The organism is Mycoplasma sp. 888 (assembly GCF_035609225.1).
Lineage (GTDB): Bacteria > Bacillota_I > Bacilli_A > Mycoplasmatales > Metamycoplasmataceae > Mycoplasmopsis.
Map to the genome: position 1 here is coordinate 650,660 of NZ_CP141192.1, position 18,812 is coordinate 669,471.

Below are 18,812 nucleotides of genomic sequence, written 5' to 3' on the forward strand. Positions count from 1 at the left end.
TTTAAAAAACTATATGTTTTTTATTAGTATAATAATTAAAATAAAGATTTCATCTTTTATGTCAATATCAAATTTTAAGAAGGGTAATTAAACATGGAATATAAAGCATTGTATAGAAAATATCGTCCGAAAACGTTTGATGATGTTATAGGCCAAGAGCACATAACTTTATCTTTAAAAAACATTTTAATGACTAACAAAATATCACATGCTTATTTATTTTCAGGACCAAAAGGAACTGGTAAAACTTCGATTGCAAAAATATTTGCAATGATGTTAAATTGTGTTCATAAAGATCCTGCTGATGTTCTTAATCCATGCGAAATTTGCTTAAGTAATTTAAACAACAATATTGACATAATCGAAATGGATGCTGCATCAAATAATGGTGTTGATGAAATTAGAGATCTTAAGGAAAAAATTGAGCAAACGCCTATGAATGGTAAATACAAAATTTACATCATAGATGAGGTGCATATGCTTACAAAAAGCGCTTTTAATGCATTATTAAAAACACTTGAAGAACCACCAAAACATGCTATTTTCATTTTAGCGACAACAGACTTACATAAAATTCCTTTAACAATTAGATCAAGAGTTCAAAACTTTGTGTTCCATAGAATGAATGATGAGAATATCATCAAACAACTTTCAAAAGTTTTTAACCAAGAACATATAAAATATGATACTCAAGCTCTTAAACTAATCGCAAGATTATCTAGTGGTGGTATGAGGGATGCACTTACAATTGCTGACCAAGTTAGTATGTTTCATTCAGGCGTCATAACTGCTGAATCAATTTATCAAAACTTCGGTATTTTATCATCAGAGCAAATTGTTAAAATCTTCCAATTAATTTCTATTAACAATGGAACTAAATTAATTTCATTATTAAATGAATTCCAAAACAATGGTGTCGAACCTCAGCAATTTGTTTTGAGTTTAGTTAACTTTTTAAAAGAAAAGATAATATTATCTAAAACAAATAATGTAAGTTTATTAAGTTGATTTGAGCCTGAAGAGTTATCATCAGTTCACTTAGATAATAAAACTTGTTTTGAATTAACTGACATATTCTATGATATGTTAATTAAAGTTAATAAAAGCGAATATCCATTTGAAATTATTCAATTAGGTGTTTTAAAAGCTTTAAATGCTATCAATCCTAGTTTACAAGAAGATTGAGATGAAACTTATGTTACACCTGTATTTATCAAACCTGTGTTTAACAAAGACAATCACAAAACTTCAACTAATAACGTTTTCACAGAAACTAAAGAAATTATTAAAGAAGAATTAACTTCTAATGAACCTCAAACTAATATTTCAATGGAAATTGATAAAAATGAAAACACTATTCTCCAAGACATAAAAGTTGAAAAAATTGAAGATGATGGTTTCATAGATAACTCATTTTTAAGTGAAAAAATAGAAGAAGAAAAAGTTGAGGAAGATAAATTTGTTTTAACAACTGAAAATATTTTTTCAGTTATATCCGGTAACTTTGATATTGAAATAAATCAGGTAAATCAGGAGCCCTCACAAAAACAAACAGAGGAAATTAAGAAAAAAACCAAAGAAGAAGTTGAGCAAGAAACAAAACAATCAGATAATCATTTTCCTGATGAATTAATAATTCCTGAAATTGAACCTATTGGGAATGGATTAGCTGATGAATTTACACCTTATCAACAAGAAAACGTACCTACTGAAACTCAAGAAGAAAAAAACATCTTACTTGAATCTTTAGAAATTAATAAAGCACTTACAAAGGAGATTTCTGATCAAGTTAATAAAACAAATGAATTTATTATCCAAAAACACGAATTGTCAAGTGATTTTGATGATGTTAATGATGATATTATCCAATTGCAGTCAGATACATCAACAAATAAAATATTAATTAACACTCGTGAAGTAGAAGTTTCTAAGTTTGAAGAAACAATGGAATTTGTCGAGGAAGTTCAAAAAGAAATTCAGGAAGAAATAAAAGAAGAAAAGCTACCAGAATCTGAAGAAATTTCAACAAATGATGAACGAAAACAAATTAATGAACCGCAAGAAGTTAATGTTTTTGAATATATCTACAACACTCTTTGATCTAAAGAAGTTCCATCACGTGATAAATCAGCTCAATTCCAAAGATCAATTAATCAAGATTTAGCAATAATCACTCAAAACAAACCTGAGTTTTCTGAGATTGCTGAATTATTTGAAGATTCATTAATTATGGCTGCTTCAGAATATTTCATTAACATTTACAATAAAGACACTGCTAAAGTTAATAAGCTAAAAGAGCTTGCTAACACACCTAAAATGCAAGAATTTGTTAAATATGTTTTTGATAACAAAAACAAATATATTTATCCAATTGATTCAGCAGCTCTTGCTAAAATTAGAGAAACAATTGGACAAAATAAAGACATACAAATTGCAGATTATAAGCCTAAAAAATGAGAAGATGAGTTTGCACAAAATACTTTAGTGGACTTGACTCAAATCGGTAAATTATTATTAGGTGATGATGAAGAATTAGAAATCGAATATGAATAGAGGTTATTATGAATAATGATTTTTTAAGAAGAATTAAAAATATGCAAAAAGAATTAGAAACAAAACAAAAAGAATTAGATGAAAAAACATTCACAGTTTCTAAACAAGGTATTGAAGTAGTTCTTAAAGGAGATATGTCAATTGTTTCAATTGAAATTGATGAATTGTTAATTGACCCTGAAGATAAAGACATTCTTCAAGACTTAATTACAATAGCAATCAATGAAGGTATTGATTTAATCAAAGAAGAACAAGATAAATTAGCTCCATCAATGCCTGGAATGCCATTTTAATAAGAATGTTTAATACAGAACAAATTAACAAATTTTTAGAAGTTATTAGGCAAATTCCTGGTATTTCTAAAAAACAAGCTGAAAAAATTGTTTATTGAATATTAGAAGCTGAAAAGGAGCAAGTGCAACAAGTTGCACAAGCTTTTATGGACGCAAAAGAAAAAACAACATTTTGTCCTATTTGTTCGCAAGTTATTGAAAACAATTATTGCAGTATTTGTGACAATAGCTCGAGAGATAACACGTTGTTAATTGTGGAAAACAGACAAGTTATGCAAAAAATTGAAGATGCTAATATTTACAACGGTAAGTATTATGTGTTTTCACATCTAATTATCAATGAATATGAGGAGCAAAAGTATCAAAAAGAAATTCAAAAACTTTTAGATTATGCTCAAAAATTTGATGAAATTATTTTAGGAATTTCTCCAAGCATAAAAGGTGAAGTAACTAATGAATTTCTTAAGGAGAAGCTTACTAAACAGAATTTAAAAGTGACAAGATTAGCCATCGGTTTACCAGTAGGTTCATCAGTTGACTACATTGATGCTATCACTTTAAAATTCTCACTTATAAATAGACAAAAATAAATTAATTAGAATCATCTGGAGGAAACTATGTTTATATCATTTGAAGGTTTAGACGGTAGTGGTAAAACTACTTTAACACAGAAACTTTACGTAAAATTACAGGAACTTTACCCACATATTCCTGCTCTTTGAACAAGAGAACCTGGTGGTAGAGGGATTAAAGAAGCTGAAAAAATTAGAGAAATTATTTTAAGCAAAGAATCAGATCTTTCACCTGTTGCTGAGGCTCTTTTATACACAACAAGTAGAAGAATTCACTTAGAAAAAATAATTTGACCAGCACTTAAAGAAAATAAAATTCTTATTTGCGATAGATATGTAGATAGCTTTTATGCATATCAAGGATATGCAAGAAATTTAGGTATCGAATTTACAAAAGCTATTACTAACATAGTTATTAATGGAACAATGCCAGATATTACAATTTTCTTAAATTTAACTCCAGAGCAAGCTAAAAAGCGTCGTGAAGAAACAAGATTAGTCGAAGACAGAATGGAACAAGAAAAATTACAATTCCACCACGATGTTTACAAAGGGTATTTAGAAATGATTAAATCAGACCCTCAACGTTTCATTATTATTGACGCTACTCAAACAGAAGATGAAGTTTTAGAAGATATTATCAAGCAGTTACAACAAAGTCCAAAATTTTTATCTTACCTCAAATCATTTGAGTAATGATTAATCAATCTATATTAAAGTCAATAAATGATTCAGCAAAATTAAATAAGCTAAATCATTTATTTTTATTAACTGCTAATAGCAACTACAATTTTGACAACGATTTGTTAGATTTTATCAACAACATTAATCCCACTCCAATAGGTGAATTAAACAAATTAAACCTCCCATCTAACATTTACTATTTAGATGGCTCAGAAGAACCTATTAAAAAAGAAGAATTTGAAAATGTTTTTAATGAAGTTTCTTATTCAAGTAACTTTGATAAGTACAAAATAGTTGTCATTAAAAACATTGAAAACTCTTCATTAATTGCACTTAATTCACTTTTAAAATCAATTGAAGAACCATCAGATAAAGTTGTCATTATAATGACAACAAACAATGTGAATAATGTTCTTCCGACCATATTATCTCGTGCACAAGTATTAAAAGTTCATATTCTCTCTCTTGAGATAATAGAAGAAAAATTTGCTTCATTGAAAAATGATCCAACTTTTTCAGTTGTCAAAATGCTTTCTAACGATTTAACTTTTTTAACCGAAGCTTCTGAACACTTAGATAAATACCAACACCTTATTGCAGGTTTCATAATTGTTACAAGACAATCTTTATTAAATAAAATTTATATGTTTGAATATTTAGATAGAACAATAGTAAATAAAGATAATGATAAAGATGCCCACTTTGTTTTATCACTATTAAAAGCATTCATATTAGGCAAGTTTTTAGAATTCCAAACATTGCCATTGCACAAAGAACTAAATAAACTAAGACAAGAATTATTAAAAAAGCACTCTAACTTATTAACATTTATAGTTGACTTAGATGACTTTAATAACTCAAAAAACTTTCAAGGTAATTACGAATTACATAAACAACTTTTATTAAACAAATTAATGGAGTACTATGGCTAAATTGTATATTGTAGGAACACCAATTGGTAATCTTGAAGATATAACTTTAAGAGCATTAAGAATTTTACAAGAGGTAAACATAATTGCTTGCGAAGATACAAGAGTCACTTCTAAACTTCTTCAAAGATATCAAATACCAAATAAAAAATTATTAACATACAATAATTTCACCGAAAAACATGGTGCTCAAGGGATTATTAATTTAATATCTAATGGAGAAGACGTTGCTTTAGTATCTGACGCAGGTATGCCTGTTGTATCAGATCCCGGATTTGAAGTTATTGCTGAGGCAAGAAAAAACAACATAGATATCGAAATTATCCCAGGTGTAAATGCAGCTATAACAGCATTTGTTGCTTCTAACTTTACTAATGACTTTACATTTCACGGCTTTATTAAAGACAAAAGTCAACAAAGAATTAATCAACTTAAAGAATTGAATATCGGTACACACATTTATTATGTCTCGCCTCATAAATTAATCTCAACTTTAGAAGACATTAATTCTGTATTTAATGGACAAGAAAAAATTTGTTTAGCTAAAGAACTTACAAAACTACATGAAAATCTTTTTTATGGGTCTGCTAGTGAAATTCTTCAGCACTTTGCAAATTTAAACTCTATTAGAGGTGAGTTTACAATGGTTCTCAATTTACCTAAAATCAAAAGAGAAAAAGTAAATAAATATAAAAAGGATTAGAAAAATCAGCAGTTTATTTGCTGATTTTCTTTTTCTATTCTTCTTCTACTTCAACTATGTGAGCTTCTTGTGCTCCCTCGATTAAATGTGGAGTTTTAGCTTCAACAGATTGTAGTGCACTATCTCAATTAACTTTGTTCATTTTCTTAGTTAATTTGAATTTTTCGACTTCATCAACTAAGTATCTGAATTTTCTTTCAAGATCATTTGAAAGTAAGTTTTCAAGTGTATTAGCTGACTCTTGAATTTTTTCAACTTGTTTCTTCATATCAGTTGCAACTTTATTAAGTGCATCTAATCTCGTTTCTAAAAGTTTCTTTTTGAATTGTTCAAATTCTTCAAGAATTTTCATTTTATCTCTAAGTTCTACAAAATTGAATTCAGAAGCCTTTAAAAACATATAACGTTGTAGTTGCAACATTTGAATCATAAATGGTAATCTTATTACTCAAACTTGGTTCTTGTTATCTTTATCTCTTTCAATTTTTACAAGAAAGTCATCTTCTTTTTCCAATTCAGTAACTAGGAATGCAGCTTCTGCGTGACGCGCTTTTTGATCTTTGATTAATTTATTTATGAATTGTGAGTTTTTTTGTGAACCATTTTCTGTTTCTGATTTTGCTTCAATAACAACAGAACCAATTTTCACTCTATTATTATTGACGTTCTTGTAGAAAGTAACTAAGAAGTCTGGTTTTGTACCATCAATATTAGTTGTTGTTTTTTCATAATCAACAAAATCATCCAAGTTCGTGTACTGATCTAATAAGTGAGCAATTTGTTCTTCAAAGTTTTCTCCAACTCTTTTTGAAGATAATAATGATTTACTTGTTTTAAGAGCATCAATTGTGTTGTTAGCAGCTTCTAATTTATTTTGAACTTCAATTTTTTCTTTTTTAAGCTCTTCAATTTGCTCTTTAAAATTGTTTTTTAATTCTTCGATAATTTGATTATTCTTAACTTGATTTTCTTTTTCTAATTCTTTTTTGTATTCTTCTTTAGCCTTTTCTATTGCCTTAATATTATTTACTTCAAACTTGCTTTTCTCAGCTTCAATTGTTGAATTCATTGAAACCTTTAATTCACTTAACTGATTTTTTAAATCATTATAAGCATCAGTTTGCTTTTGTTTTTCTATTTCTTGAGCTAATTTAAATGATGATTCTAATTTTGCAATTTCGTCTTGTCTTGCTTTTTTTGAGACTTCAAGCTCTGTTTTTAGCTCAGTAATCTTTTTATTATACTCATCAATCACACCTTGAACATTAACCTTATATTCAGGTAAATTTGTAAGATTTTCAAGTATTTCTGTTTTTACTTGATTTCTAATATCATCATTTCTTTCATTGTTTATGCTGCTACTTAAAATGAATAATTCTGTATCATTTAAGCTTGACAAATCAATAATATCACCAGCATAAGCATTTTCAGCCAAAACCAATTTCATTGGATTTTGTTCACTAAATCTAAATTCAATCTTTTTCATATAAACGTCCCTTCTGACTTGTTTTTTGTCCTATATTTTTATTATACTTTTTTTTTTTTTTTTTACATTCACTCCTAATTTTATATGCCTTGTTTTCGATACTATTAGTATTTTTTATAATATTCTACTTTTTATAATTTAGAAAAAAAAGCAAGTGGTTACACTTACTTTTCTAACATATTAAATAGTTCAACAATTTTCTCTACTGATAATTGTTGAATTCTTAAATTATCATCATATCCTAATTGTTCAAATATACTTAGAATATGATCTTTTGAATATTTATTTTGTAATGAATAAGAAAGTTTCTTTCTTCTGTTTTCAAAGCATAATTTGAAGAAATCCTTAATTGAATTTCATTCATCTAATGAAACATTATTTTTAAATCTCAAAGATAAAATAGCTGAATCTACCTTTGGAGCAGGTGAAAAAGCGTTTGCAGGAACAATAAATTCTAATTTACAATCAGCTAAAAATTGTGATGAAACTGATAATTTTGAATAATCTTTACTATTAGGTTTAGCACAAACTCTTTGCGCCACTTCTTTTTGAACCATTAATAATACACCTTCAAAATTATCTTTGTTCTCAAATATTTTAAATAGGATATCAGTCGTTATGTAATAAGGAATATTAGCAATAATGTAAGTGTCCTTAAAATTAGTTATATCAGCTTCCAGGAAGTCTTGATGAATAAGTTTAAAATTAGGATTGTTTATTTCTTTATTTAGAACATCAATCATATCAGTATCAATTTCAAAAGCAGTTACATAAGCACCTGCATTTAAAAGATAATTAGTTAAAGCACCTCTACCCGGTCCTATTTCCAATACTTTTTGTTCTTTTACATCAAATACATTGATTATCTTACGTAAAATGTTTTGATCTTTTAAGAAGTTTTGTCCAAACTTCTTTTTTGCATAAACTTCTTTTTTATTTTGCATTATAAATTAAATAAAGTCCTTAAGTTTTTATTAATTCTATCTGTGAATTTATCCATACCCACTTTTTTAATTCCTGCTATGTAATAAGCGACAAATAAAACTGTATTTGGTTCATTTTTTTGTTCTGTATATGGATGAACTCTTAAGAATGGAGCATCAGTTTCTGTAAGAATTCTTTCAAGCGGCAAAAATTCAATAATATCTCTAGTTTGGTTTGTTGTTCCATATGTAACAGCGCCGCTGAATGAAAAATAAAGATTTTTAAATTCTAAAAATTTTTTAGCTCATTTCATATTTCCGGCAAATGTATGGAGCATAACTTTGATGTTAGGAAACTCTTTTAAAATATCATAAACATCTTGGTAAGCTTGGTATTGGTCGATTTTATCTCTAATGTGAACAACAATTGGTAGGTTTAATTCTTGTGCTAATTTAATTTGATTTGTAAATGATTTAATTTGATTTTCTCTTGATGGGACACCTTCTTCATAGAAGTAATCTAATCCAATTTCTCCAATTCCAACAATAGTCTCATCAATTAAATCTTTATATCTTAAATAATCATTCTCATCAATTCCATCCTCAGGATGAATTCCTATAACAGGTTTAATTAGATCAGGATACTTTTTAGCTAACTTGATAACTTCTTTATTTTCTTCAGCGTGACCACCATTAACAATCATAAATTCAAGTCTATTAGCATAAGCTTGCTCGCAAATCATATCAATAATTTCTTCGTGTTTGTAAGAAGACATTGATAAATGATTATGTGCATCGACAAATTTATTTTTCTTTGAACTCATATTATTTACCTAAACAGAAAGTGCTGAACATAACGTCTAATAAGTCTTCTCTGTTTACATTTCCTTTAATATTTTGTAATTGATCTCACGCTGCATATAAATCGATGATAATCATATCAAAAGTTGCATAGTCATCAAGTGCCTTTTTAGCATCCTTGAGTGAATTTAAAGCTTGCTTAATAAGTGAAAGTTGACGTGTATTTGAAAAAATACGCTCATCTAAAATATTGATATTCTGGAAGTTTGAAACTAAACCTTCTTCTAATGCTTTAATATCTTTATTTAAAGCAGAAATATAAATAACGTTATCATCTAATGACTTATCTGACTTTAGCAAGTCTTTTTTGTTCATAACTTTTAAATAAAACTTACCTAATTCATTTGATTTTTGCTCAATTAATTTATCAAAATCATCTTCAGATTCGTTTGCAGATACAACATGAACTACAAGATCACTTTTTTCAATTTGATCTAATGATTTTTGAATACCAATTTTTTCAATAATTTCTTGAGTGTTTCTTAAACCAGCAGTATCAACAAGTTTAAATAACATATCATTGATTTTGTAGGTAGCTTCAACTAAATCTCTTGTAGTTCCTGCGATATCTGTAACAATTGCTTTCTCTTCTGATAAAAGTGCATTTAAAATACTGCTTTTTCCAACGTTAGGTTTTCCTAAAAATGCAACTTTAACACCTTCAAAAACATATCTAGAATCCTCTGAAATTTTTACTATTTTTTCTAGTTCACTGATTAAAACAGAAATTTTCTCTGACATATTAATTGAATCTAAACGTTCAACATCATCGTATTCAGGATAGTCAATATTAACTTCAGCAAGACCAATTAAAACAGCAATCTTATTTAAGAACTCATCAATTAAACCTGAAGTTTTACCCTTGAATTTATTAACTGATGCAAGTGCTTGAGATGAAGTTTGAGCCATAATTAAATCGTGAATAGCTTCAGCTTTAATTAAGTCCATTTTTCCATTTAAAAAAGCTCTTCTAGTGAATTCGCCACGTTCAGCTAATCTGGCACCATTTTCAAGTAATAAACTTAAAACTTTGTTTGTAACAACAATTCCACCGTGACAGTTAATTTCAATTAAAGGTTCGCCAACATAGTTATTGAATACATCATTACCGTTTGCATCTTTTTTACCAACAAATGACATAACTAAAACTTCATCAATAAGTTGTCCATTATCGTGAATGAAACCATATGAAATTGTGTGATTTGCTCCAATTTTTCCTTTAAAAACTTTAGAAACAACATTTACTGCATCAGGACCACATACACGGACAATTGAAATTGGTTGATTTATATGAGAACCTGAGCTGATTGCTGCAATTGTATCATTAGTCATATTGTCTCCTTTCTTATAAATACAATAAAACTAGCTAAAAAGCTAGTTTGACATTTATTTATTCATTAATTCTTCTTGTTTTTCACTTGTAATTTTGTCGATTTTACTAATTTCTTTATCAACTTCTTTTTGAATAACATCTAAGTATCTTTTTTGTTCATCTTCTGATAACTCTTCATCAGCTTTAATAGCTTTATTAACGTCTTGACGAGCATTACGAACACCTACTTTAGCATTTTCAGTTAACTTAGATAATGATTTAACCATTTCTTTACGTTTTTCAGTTGTAAGAGGAGGGAAGTTTAATCTAATTTGACTTCCTTCATCAATTGGCATAACACCTAAGTTTGCTTTTTCAAGAGCTTTATTAATTTCCTTAACTGATGTAATATCGTAAGGTTTGATTAATAATTGTTGTGGCTCAGGAACTGAAATGTTTGATAATTCCTCAAGTGGTGTAGGTGTGTCGTAGTAATTGACACGAATACCTTTGATCAATTGAGGGTTAGCTCTACCTGTTGAAATTTTTGATAATTCAAAACGGTAATGTGAAAGTGCTTTTTCTGCTTTTTCAGCAAAATCTAATAAATAAATATCTAATTCCATTATTTAGTAACCTCTGTATGTTTAATTTTTCCTTCAAGTGCATTTAAAATTGAATTTTCTTCTAATAAGTTAAACACAATTAAATTAATATTGTTGTCTCTAGCCATGCTTGTGGCTGTTAAATCCATAACTTGTAATTTCTTTTCTAAGATTTCGTCATAAGTGATGTGATCATAATGTTTTGCATCAGGATTTTTCTTAGGATCTGAATCATAAATTCCATCAGTTCCATTTTTTCCCATTAAAATAACTTGAGCACCAACTTCTGATGCATATAATGTTGCTGCTGTATCTGTTGTAAAGAATGGACGACCTGTTCCTCCGGCAAAGATAACAACTTCACCATCTTCTAAATATTTGATTGTTTTTTCATTAATGTAATATTCAGCTACTCTTTGATCAATGTTTAATGAACTTTGAACTCTAGCTTTAAGTCCAACACGCTCGAAACCACTGCCTAAAGCAATAGCATTCATAATTGTAGCAAGCATTCCAATATAGTCAGCTTTATTTCTGTTAATTCCATTTTTTTCAGCAGAAGCACCTCTTCAGAAGTTTCCTCCACCAATAACTATTGATACTTGTATACCTTTAGCTACAATTTCTTTAAGTTGTAATGCAATTTTTTGAACTAAATCATAGTCAATTGCTAAATGTTTTTCTTTGTTTGCAAAACCTTCTCCAGAAAGTTTTAAAAGAATTCTTTGATACTTAATCATCACTACCTCTATTTAACAAGTTAAGTTTTTATTATTTAATAAATAATAATCTTTAAAGTAATTATATAGAAAAAAGATTTTTCAGTCTATTTTTTTTAACTTTTTGCAAAATCTATAAATTTAAGGATAAAAACTGCAATTTTTCACTTTTTTATGGAACTTTTCATAATTTTTTTCACAAATTACCGTTTTTTAAAAAATACTTTATAATTTATAGACATATTTTACAAATATGTTGTATTTTCAATTAATATTCCTATGGCATAGGAATAAAATTTTCCAAAAATAATTTAAAGAAAGAGGTAGATTATGGCAGCAGAAAAAGAAAAATTTTTATTTGCTATTGACTTAGATGGTACAACACTTCAATCTAGTGCAACAGGTGTTATTCACGACAGAACACTTAGTGCAATTAAAAGAGCAACAGAAGAAGGGCACGTTGTATGTATCCTTACAGGAAGACCTTGAAGAAGTACTAAATTCATTTATGAATCATTAGGTCTTAACACAATCGTTGCTAACTACAATGGAGCGCATATTCACCATCCATATGATCAAGAATTCATCCCTTACATTAAATATTTAAACTTAAACGAAGCATTATACATTTTAGGTGATCCTAAAGTTAAAAAAGAAATTTCAAACATCGCTATTGAAGGACCAGACTGAGTTCAATTAGATCACCGTGATGAAGAACTTGAAAAAGTTTTCGGATTTAAAACTAGTTCAAAATTACGTATAGGTTTAGACTTATACAAAATTCCTTTAATGCCTACAGGAATTATCTTTGACGTTAAAGAGACAACAAACATTGAAGAGCTTAGAAAATACCTTAAATCAAGATATGGTGACTTAGCTGAATTCTCATACTGATCAAAAGGAGAAGGTTTAACACCTGTTTTCGATATGACTAACATTACAGCTAACAAAGGTAAAGCTTTAAGTATGTTAATTAGATACTATGACGTTAAAGTCGAAAACACAATTGCATTAGGAGATGGATTTAATGACGTCCCTATGTTTAAAATCGCAAACATTTCAGTAGCTATGGCTAATGCTTCAAAAGACGTTAAAAAATATGCGTCAATTAGAATTGCTAAAACAAACAAAGAAGGTGGAGTTGGAGAATACATTCACAAATTCTTAGACAATCCACAAGCCGAGATAGAAAAATCAAACGCGCGTAAAAGAAAAATTCAAGCTATCGAGGAAGAATAATGAAATATATTGATGATATCAAACAACTTAATGTTGATTTAGAGCAAGTAATTGGAGTTGATGAAACAGGGGTTGGTGATTACTGAACACCACTTGTTTCTTGTGCAGTTTATTTACCAAATAAGCTTAAACAATTTGTTACTTCATTAGGTGTAAAGGATTCTAAAAAACTATCTGATAAACAAATTTTATCTTTAGCTCCTAGATTAATGGAATTTCTTGAATATTCCGTTTACACACTTACACAAGCTGGATATAACAAATTAAGCAAGTCTTATAATGCTAATGAACTTAAATTTTTCACCCACGCAAGTGCATTGAGTGGATTGGCTAAAAAATACAAAATTCAAGCAACTGCAATTATTATTGATAAATATTCAACAACTAATTCAATATTAAAATATCATCAAAAATTCTTTATTGAAAATAACTGAGCTAAATTAAATGAGTTACAATTGCCAACATTGCTAGTTAATAAAGCTGAAGACATTCACTTATCAGTTGCATGTGCTTCAATTATTGGAAGATACCATTTATTGCAATATATGAAAGAACAAAGTAAGAATTGAAATTTCAATTTCTTACTTGGTGCTAACAAGCATGTTGTTGCTCAAATTCACGAGTTTACACAAACTTATGGTGAAAGCTCATTAAACTCTGTTTTAAAACTTAATTTTAAGCTTAAATAAAAAATGAATAGACCTTATACACTGGTCTATTCATTTTTTTAGTTCTCTAAAACTTTTCCACTTAAACGATTTCTTTGTAAGTTAATTTCAGTGATTTCAGAATTAATCACTAAACCTGGATAATACTTGTCAAAGATTGATTCATTTTGATTTAAATTTAAATTACTTACGTGAATAAATAAGTTTTTCTTGATTCCGATATAAACAAATATACCAAAATCAGTAATATTTTCTACAGTTCCTTGAATTGTATCTCCAACTTTTAAGTCATTTACATCTAACACACTGTCTTTTAAGATAAATCCTGATTTATTATCAACAATTTTCTTAGTAGGACTTGCTAATGCTTGAAGTATCAATTCAACTGTATAAATGTCTGAATTTAATTCATCAGCAATAGATTCTGCATTTAAGTTATAAATATCTATACCTTGTTCACATGGTTTTAAGTTAAATTTTTCAACAATTTTTGATGCTAATTTATATGATTCAGGGTGAATTATTGTTTTATCAAAAAAGTTTGATGAAGTGAATATTCTTAAAAAACCTACTGACTGTTCAAAACTTTTTGGACCTAACCCCGGAACTTTAAGAAGTTCATTTCTGCTTTTGAAATTTTTACTTTCTTTGCTATTTCTATATTCAATAATATTTTGAGCTATCTTCTTGCTTAAACCTGCTATATACATCAAAATATGCTTTGTAGCAGTATTTAAGTCAACACCAAACTCATTAACTACATTTTGCACTTTGAAGTTTAAGTATTGCTCTAATTCTTTTTGATTTAAGTCGTGTTGATATTGACCAACACCAATTGATTTAGGATCAATTTTTACTAATTCATTTAATGGGTCTAAGAATTTTCTACCAATATTAATCGCACTTCTTTCTTCAACACTTAAGTTAGGGAATTCTTCTATTGCAATTTGTGAAGCTGAGTATACGCTAGCTCCAACTTCAGAAACAATAGCATATTTAACCTTTAAATTGTTTTGTTTAATAATATTTGAAATAAATAATTCAGTTTCTCTTGAAGCTGTTCCGTTTCCAATAACAACAATAGTAATTTTATATTTATTAATAAAATCTAAAACTACTTTAGTTGCCTCTGGCACTTTTTCTTGTGGTTTATTAGGGTAAATTTTAGTAATACCTAAAACATCTCCATTTTCAGATAATGCAGCTATTTTACATCCATTAACATATGCAGGATCAATGGCTAAAATATTGTGTCCTGTAATTGCCGGAGCAGTTAATAATTTCTCAACTGAATTTGCAAATATATTAATACTTGCTTTTTCAGCTATTTCAAATAAGTCACTAAAGATTTCTCTTTCTACACTAGGTAAAATAAGTCTTTTGAGTGAATCATTAATCGCATCAATAACATTGTTTTTATTGTTTCTTGTTTTATCGATAACTTTTAAAATGATAATAACTAGTGGTTCGTGTTTGTACTCAAATTCAAGTTTAAGTTTATCTAATTTAACACCTCTATTAATTGCTAATACATTGTGGTTTTTAATGTATTTAATAGGTCTTGAAAAATCATAGTAATTTAAGAATACTAAATCATCGTTTTCATCATTAACTTTTTTAGACTTTGTTGTTTTAATTCTTCCAAAATTGTAGATTGATTCTTTAATTTGATTTTTAATTTCTACATTCTGTGAAATTCACTGTGCAATAATGAAATTAGCTTGCTCAATAGCGAATTCAACTGTAGGCACTTGTTCTGTTAAATATTTTTTAGCTTCTCTTGCGACATCAAATTGAGAGTTTTTGTTCTCAAAAATTCTCTTTGCAAGTGGCTCTAAACCAAGTTCAATGGCTTTTGTTGCTTTTGTGATTTTACCAACCTTGAATGGTTCATAAATTGACTCTAATTCGCTTTTGACAGTTGTATTTAAAATTTGTTTCTTAAGTTTGTCTGTAATCAAATTCTTTTCACTTAGAATTTTAATAATTGCTTGTTGTCTATCTAAAAGCTCTTCTTTGTATTTGTAAATAGATTCAATTTGATAGATTTGTTCTTCATTAAGCCCACCAGTTTGTTGTTTTCTATAACGTGAAATGAATGGGACTGTATCTCCATTAGATAACATTTCTAAAACAGTTTGAACTTGATTTGTAGGAATGTTTAATTCTTTTGAAGCTAACTCCAAGGCTAATTCGTTATTTTTCATATTATCCTTTCCTATTAGAAACAAAAGAATCACTTTAAGAAGTGATTCTTAAGATTATTATTGTTTATTGTTGTTTGATTTATTTGCTTCTTTTTCTGGTGTTGTCATTGAGTCTACTCTAAAGTTTTTAAATGCAATAACTTTAACAACAAATGGGTTTACAACTCTTTGTGTGAATCCTTGAATAAATGCATAGAATACTGGAGCTAATAAATCTCCTAATAACATAGCAAATGTTGCGTAAACTAATGAATCAAATGCAAATGAATTTTTTAATTGATCTAATGTTACTGAAGTATCAAACCTAAAATCAGGGGCTATTTCAGTAATTTTTGTTTCTAAATGTTTACGAACAAGAGTTTCTGACGTAAATAATGCAGGTAATTGTTGAGCTAATCCTCTAGCTGGGTTAATAGCTGCTGTTGCACCTAAAATTCCCATTCATACTGATAATGAAATAATGAACATAATCATTAAATCACGGTATTTATTGTTAATGTTTGGTGAAAAAATTGGGAACAATAAGATAGCTGTCATAACTAACTCAACAAAGAAAATTCACGCTGTTCCACTTGCTAAAACGTGATTTGTTGATGGATTTGAACCTTTTTCTAATTCTGCAATAAAAGAAGCTTTGTAAGCGCCAATTGCAGTAATTGGGGCATTAGGTAAATTATCTTTTCCTACTGATAAGTATCCAAATAAATAGATGAATCCTGCAGCAGCAAATGCTCCTAAGAATTGAATTGCAATTTTATATGAAGCATAGTAACCATTATTTCTACCGTTTATATAACGATAAATAGTGACAGCCGGGTTGAGGTCACAACTTCAACGTAAGAAGATGAATAACACTACACCAACAGCAATAAATCCTGCATAAAATCCAACAATGATTTTATGTAACATATATTCTTCAACAACTTTACCTGAAGATGTGTAAATTGATAAACCTGCTAATGCAAGTGATAAAAAGATTGTTCCGATAAATTCTGATAAACCGTGAATGATTCAAGTTTTTAAATCAGCTGGCTTTTCAGCATTTTGTCTTTCTGATGCTCTTAACTTAAAGAAGCTAAATAAATCTTTGAAAAAGCTATTTTTCTTAATTAATAGTTCTTGGGTATTAACCATTTTGTATTTTTCCATTCTCTAATAAAATTAATGCTTTTGAGTAATCTCCTGTTTGCGCAGCGTCTGCATTTTCTAATGTTGTTTTAGCTATTTGAGTTAAAGCTAAATCTGTTAAGAATGCTTGGTGTGATGTTACTAAAACATTGTCCATTTCAATTAATTCTGCTCATTGAGGATCTTGTTCTTTAAGTTCTTTAATTCTGGATGAAATATCTTCGTAAAATCTTCCTTCTTCTCTTTCTAAAACGTCAGTTGCAAATGCACGAACTTTACCTGATTTAAGTCCATCGATCATCGCTTGTAATTCAACAATCTCTCCTCTAGCTGTATTGATAATAATTGCTCCTGGTTTAAGCATATCAATAGCGGCTTTATCAAATAAGTATCTTGTTGAAGGTAATAAAGGACAGTGGATTGAAATAAAGTCTGAGTTTTGTAAGATTTCTGAAAATGAAGCTCATTCAAATCCAAATTGTTTTGCTAATTGAGGGAAGTTATCTTGAGCAAATGCATCAAATACTAAAACTCTAGCACCTGTTGCTTTAGCAATTTTAATAAATGTTTGTCCAATTTTCCCTGAACCAACAACCCCAATTGTTGAGTTTCCGACACAAAGTCCATCAAGTTCATTTAATGAGAAGTTGTAATCTTTAACTCTTTTATTAGCAATTAAAAGATTTCTATTAAGTGCTAATAATCCTGCAAAAGCAAATTCACCAATACTTTCTGCTGAGTAGTTAAAAATTCTGTAAACGTGAATTCCCAACTCATTAGCTTTAGCAACATCAATTTTGTTGTATCCCATTGATCTTTGCAATCAAACTTTTATACCCATTTTTGCTAAGACTTCTAAAATTACTTTGTCGCCATAAGTGTTAACAAACCCACATACAGCATCATAACCTTTAGCTAACTTAACTGTATCTAAGTTTAAGTTTTCTTTAAAAAAAGTAATTTCGTGTCTTCCATCATTATATTTTTCAAAGTATTTAATATCGTAATCTTTAGAATCAAAAAATGCGATTCTCATATTTTCTCCTAGATAAAAATGAATAAAAATAAACCTAATAATTTTTAAAGTAATTATATTAAATTTATACTAAAACAAAGGTTTTTTATTTAAACTAAACTAATAGTGTGCTAGGTATAAAAATGGTTCATTTTCAGCTAAATTTACTATTGTAAATAGGAGGAGAAAATGAACTTAATATTATTTTATTTATCTAACTTACACAAGGGAAACAATTACATAATTTATAAAAATCTTAAAAGTATTCCTAAAATCGATATGAATCTATTAACACAATGAGTAAAAGAGTATGTGAAAAAGAAAATAAAGTTCATCACCATTTTAGATGAAGAATATCCTTTGAATTTAAATATTATTAAATATCCACCTTATGTGCTTTATATGTATGGAAACACTTCACTACTTAAAAACAAAAATAAAGTTTATCTAGTTGATGAAAGAAATCTGCTAGATAGTTTTAATTCTGAAAATCAGCTTGAAAATATGGTTAATTCTCATGTGCTAATTACCAATGACTATAAAGAAAGTGAAAAATCTATTGTTGATTTTTATAGAAAACACAATGGTTCTATTATTCACATTCTAAAAGAAGGTTTTAATGATGAGATTTTAAAACAAACCTTAAAACCAAATGAACTTTATATATCTCAGTATCCCTTAAATTGTCATCCTAGAAGAGAATATTTTAAGCAAGCAAATTTATTAAGTTCTTTATTAAGCAAACAATTTATTTCATTCTCTTTAAAAGGAGATTCAAAAGCAATACAGTTAGTAAATTACTTTGCTGATATTGGTAAGGATATAAAATGTTTCCCTAGTGATGATTTTAGTGATTTGAATAATCAACTTATTAAGTCTGGAGCTACTTTAATTACTTCTGTTACTGAAATTTAG

18 protein-coding genes are annotated in these 18,812 nt (G+C 28.2%); 9 read left to right on the forward strand and 9 right to left on the reverse strand.

Going from position 1 to position 18,812, the window contains the following annotated elements; translation table 4 throughout:
* The first annotated feature begins 93 nt into the window (after positions 1-93).
* From dnaX to rsmI, 6 genes are read left to right on the forward strand one after another with little or no spacing between them, the layout of a single operon-like run.
* The gene (gene dnaX / locus U5U50_RS02955) at positions 94-2,553 is read left to right on the forward strand and encodes a DNA polymerase III subunit gamma/tau (RefSeq protein WP_324672647.1); all 2,460 of its coding nucleotides are present in this window, start codon (positions 94-96) and stop codon (positions 2,551-2,553) included.
* Between the two features lie 8 nt (positions 2,554-2,561).
* Positions 2,562-2,846 carry a YbaB/EbfC family nucleoid-associated protein gene (locus tag U5U50_RS02960; RefSeq protein WP_257089044.1) on the forward strand — a complete coding sequence of 95 codons (285 nt, stop codon included), beginning with the start codon at positions 2,562-2,564 and terminating at the stop codon, positions 2,844-2,846.
* A gap of 5 nt (positions 2,847-2,851) precedes the next feature.
* Positions 2,852-3,436, forward strand: coding sequence for a toprim domain-containing protein (locus tag U5U50_RS02965; RefSeq protein WP_324672650.1), 585 nt, complete (start codon positions 2,852-2,854; stop codon positions 3,434-3,436).
* A gap of 27 nt (positions 3,437-3,463) precedes the next feature.
* The gene (gene tmk / locus U5U50_RS02970) at positions 3,464-4,114 is read left to right on the forward strand and encodes a dTMP kinase (RefSeq protein WP_324672652.1); all 651 of its coding nucleotides are present in this window, start codon (positions 3,464-3,466) and stop codon (positions 4,112-4,114) included.
* Complete coding sequence (locus tag U5U50_RS02975) at positions 4,114-5,034, forward strand: hypothetical protein (protein ID WP_324672654.1); 921 nt, start codon at positions 4,114-4,116, stop codon at positions 5,032-5,034. The genes tmk and U5U50_RS02975 overlap by 1 nt, the downstream gene beginning before the upstream one ends.
* Positions 5,027-5,734, forward strand: coding sequence for a 16S rRNA (cytidine(1402)-2'-O)-methyltransferase (rsmI, locus tag U5U50_RS02980; protein ID WP_324672656.1), 708 nt, complete (start codon positions 5,027-5,029; stop codon positions 5,732-5,734). Before U5U50_RS02975 ends, rsmI begins: the two co-directional genes overlap by 8 nt.
* A gap of 34 nt (positions 5,735-5,768) precedes the next feature.
* Here the strand turns inward: rsmI and U5U50_RS02985 are convergent, their stop codons facing one another.
* From U5U50_RS02985 to pyrH, 6 genes are all read right to left on the reverse strand, one after another.
* Entirely contained in the window at positions 5,769-7,220 is a 1,452-nt protein-coding gene (locus U5U50_RS02985) for a DUF2130 domain-containing protein (protein ID WP_324672658.1), read from the reverse strand.
* A 164-nt stretch (positions 7,221-7,384) separates the two neighbouring features.
* Positions 7,385-8,164, reverse strand: a complete 780-nt coding sequence (gene rsmA / locus U5U50_RS02990; RefSeq protein WP_324672660.1) for a 16S rRNA (adenine(1518)-N(6)/adenine(1519)-N(6))-dimethyltransferase RsmA — start codon at positions 8,162-8,164, stop codon at positions 7,385-7,387.
* Positions 8,164-8,967 (reverse strand): TatD family hydrolase, encoded by an 804-nt coding sequence (locus tag U5U50_RS02995; protein WP_324672662.1) that lies wholly within the window; start codon positions 8,965-8,967, stop codon positions 8,164-8,166. Before U5U50_RS02995 ends, rsmA begins: the two co-directional genes overlap by 1 nt.
* Before the next feature lies 1 nt (position 8,968).
* A complete protein-coding gene (gene mnmE, locus U5U50_RS03000; protein WP_324672665.1) occupies positions 8,969-10,336 on the reverse strand; it encodes a tRNA uridine-5-carboxymethylaminomethyl(34) synthesis GTPase MnmE in 1,368 nt (455 codons plus the stop codon).
* Positions 10,337-10,390: 54 nt separating this feature from the next.
* Positions 10,391-10,942, reverse strand: coding sequence for a ribosome recycling factor (frr, locus tag U5U50_RS03005; protein WP_324672667.1), 552 nt, complete (start codon positions 10,940-10,942; stop codon positions 10,391-10,393).
* Complete coding sequence (gene pyrH / locus U5U50_RS03010) at positions 10,942-11,661, reverse strand: UMP kinase (RefSeq protein WP_324672669.1); 720 nt, start codon at positions 11,659-11,661, stop codon at positions 10,942-10,944. The genes frr and pyrH overlap by 1 nt, the downstream gene beginning before the upstream one ends.
* A 309-nt stretch (positions 11,662-11,970) precedes the next feature.
* On the opposite strand from pyrH, the gene U5U50_RS03015 reads away from it, so the two are divergent.
* Both U5U50_RS03015 and U5U50_RS03020 read left to right on the forward strand, forming a co-directional pair.
* Positions 11,971-12,879 (forward strand): Cof-type HAD-IIB family hydrolase, encoded by a 909-nt coding sequence (locus U5U50_RS03015; RefSeq protein WP_324672671.1) that lies wholly within the window; start codon positions 11,971-11,973, stop codon positions 12,877-12,879.
* Positions 12,879-13,568: a ribonuclease HIII gene (locus U5U50_RS03020; RefSeq protein WP_324672672.1), complete on the forward strand. Its 690-nt coding sequence runs from the start codon at positions 12,879-12,881 to the stop codon at positions 13,566-13,568. The genes U5U50_RS03015 and U5U50_RS03020 overlap by 1 nt, the downstream gene beginning before the upstream one ends.
* Positions 13,569-13,606: 38 nt before the next feature.
* Here the strand turns inward: U5U50_RS03020 and U5U50_RS03025 are convergent, their stop codons facing one another.
* From U5U50_RS03025 to U5U50_RS03035, 3 genes are read right to left on the reverse strand one after another with little or no spacing between them, the layout of a single operon-like run.
* Positions 13,607-15,754 (reverse strand): Tex-like N-terminal domain-containing protein, encoded by a 2,148-nt coding sequence (locus U5U50_RS03025; protein WP_324672674.1) that lies wholly within the window; start codon positions 15,752-15,754, stop codon positions 13,607-13,609.
* Positions 15,755-15,811: 57 nt separating this feature from the next.
* Complete coding sequence (locus tag U5U50_RS03030; protein WP_324672676.1) at positions 15,812-16,903, reverse strand: aquaporin; 1,092 nt, start codon at positions 16,901-16,903, stop codon at positions 15,812-15,814.
* On the reverse strand, positions 16,881-17,918 hold the full coding sequence (locus U5U50_RS03035) for an NAD(P)-dependent oxidoreductase (RefSeq protein ID WP_324672678.1): 1,038 nt from the start codon (positions 17,916-17,918) through the stop codon (positions 16,881-16,883). Before U5U50_RS03035 ends, U5U50_RS03030 begins: the two co-directional genes overlap by 23 nt.
* A gap of 168 nt (positions 17,919-18,086) precedes the next feature.
* Between U5U50_RS03035 and U5U50_RS03040 the strand changes: the two genes are divergently transcribed.
* On the forward strand, positions 18,087-18,812 hold the full coding sequence (locus U5U50_RS03040; RefSeq protein ID WP_324672680.1) for a DNA-processing protein DprA: 726 nt from the start codon (positions 18,087-18,089) through the stop codon (positions 18,810-18,812).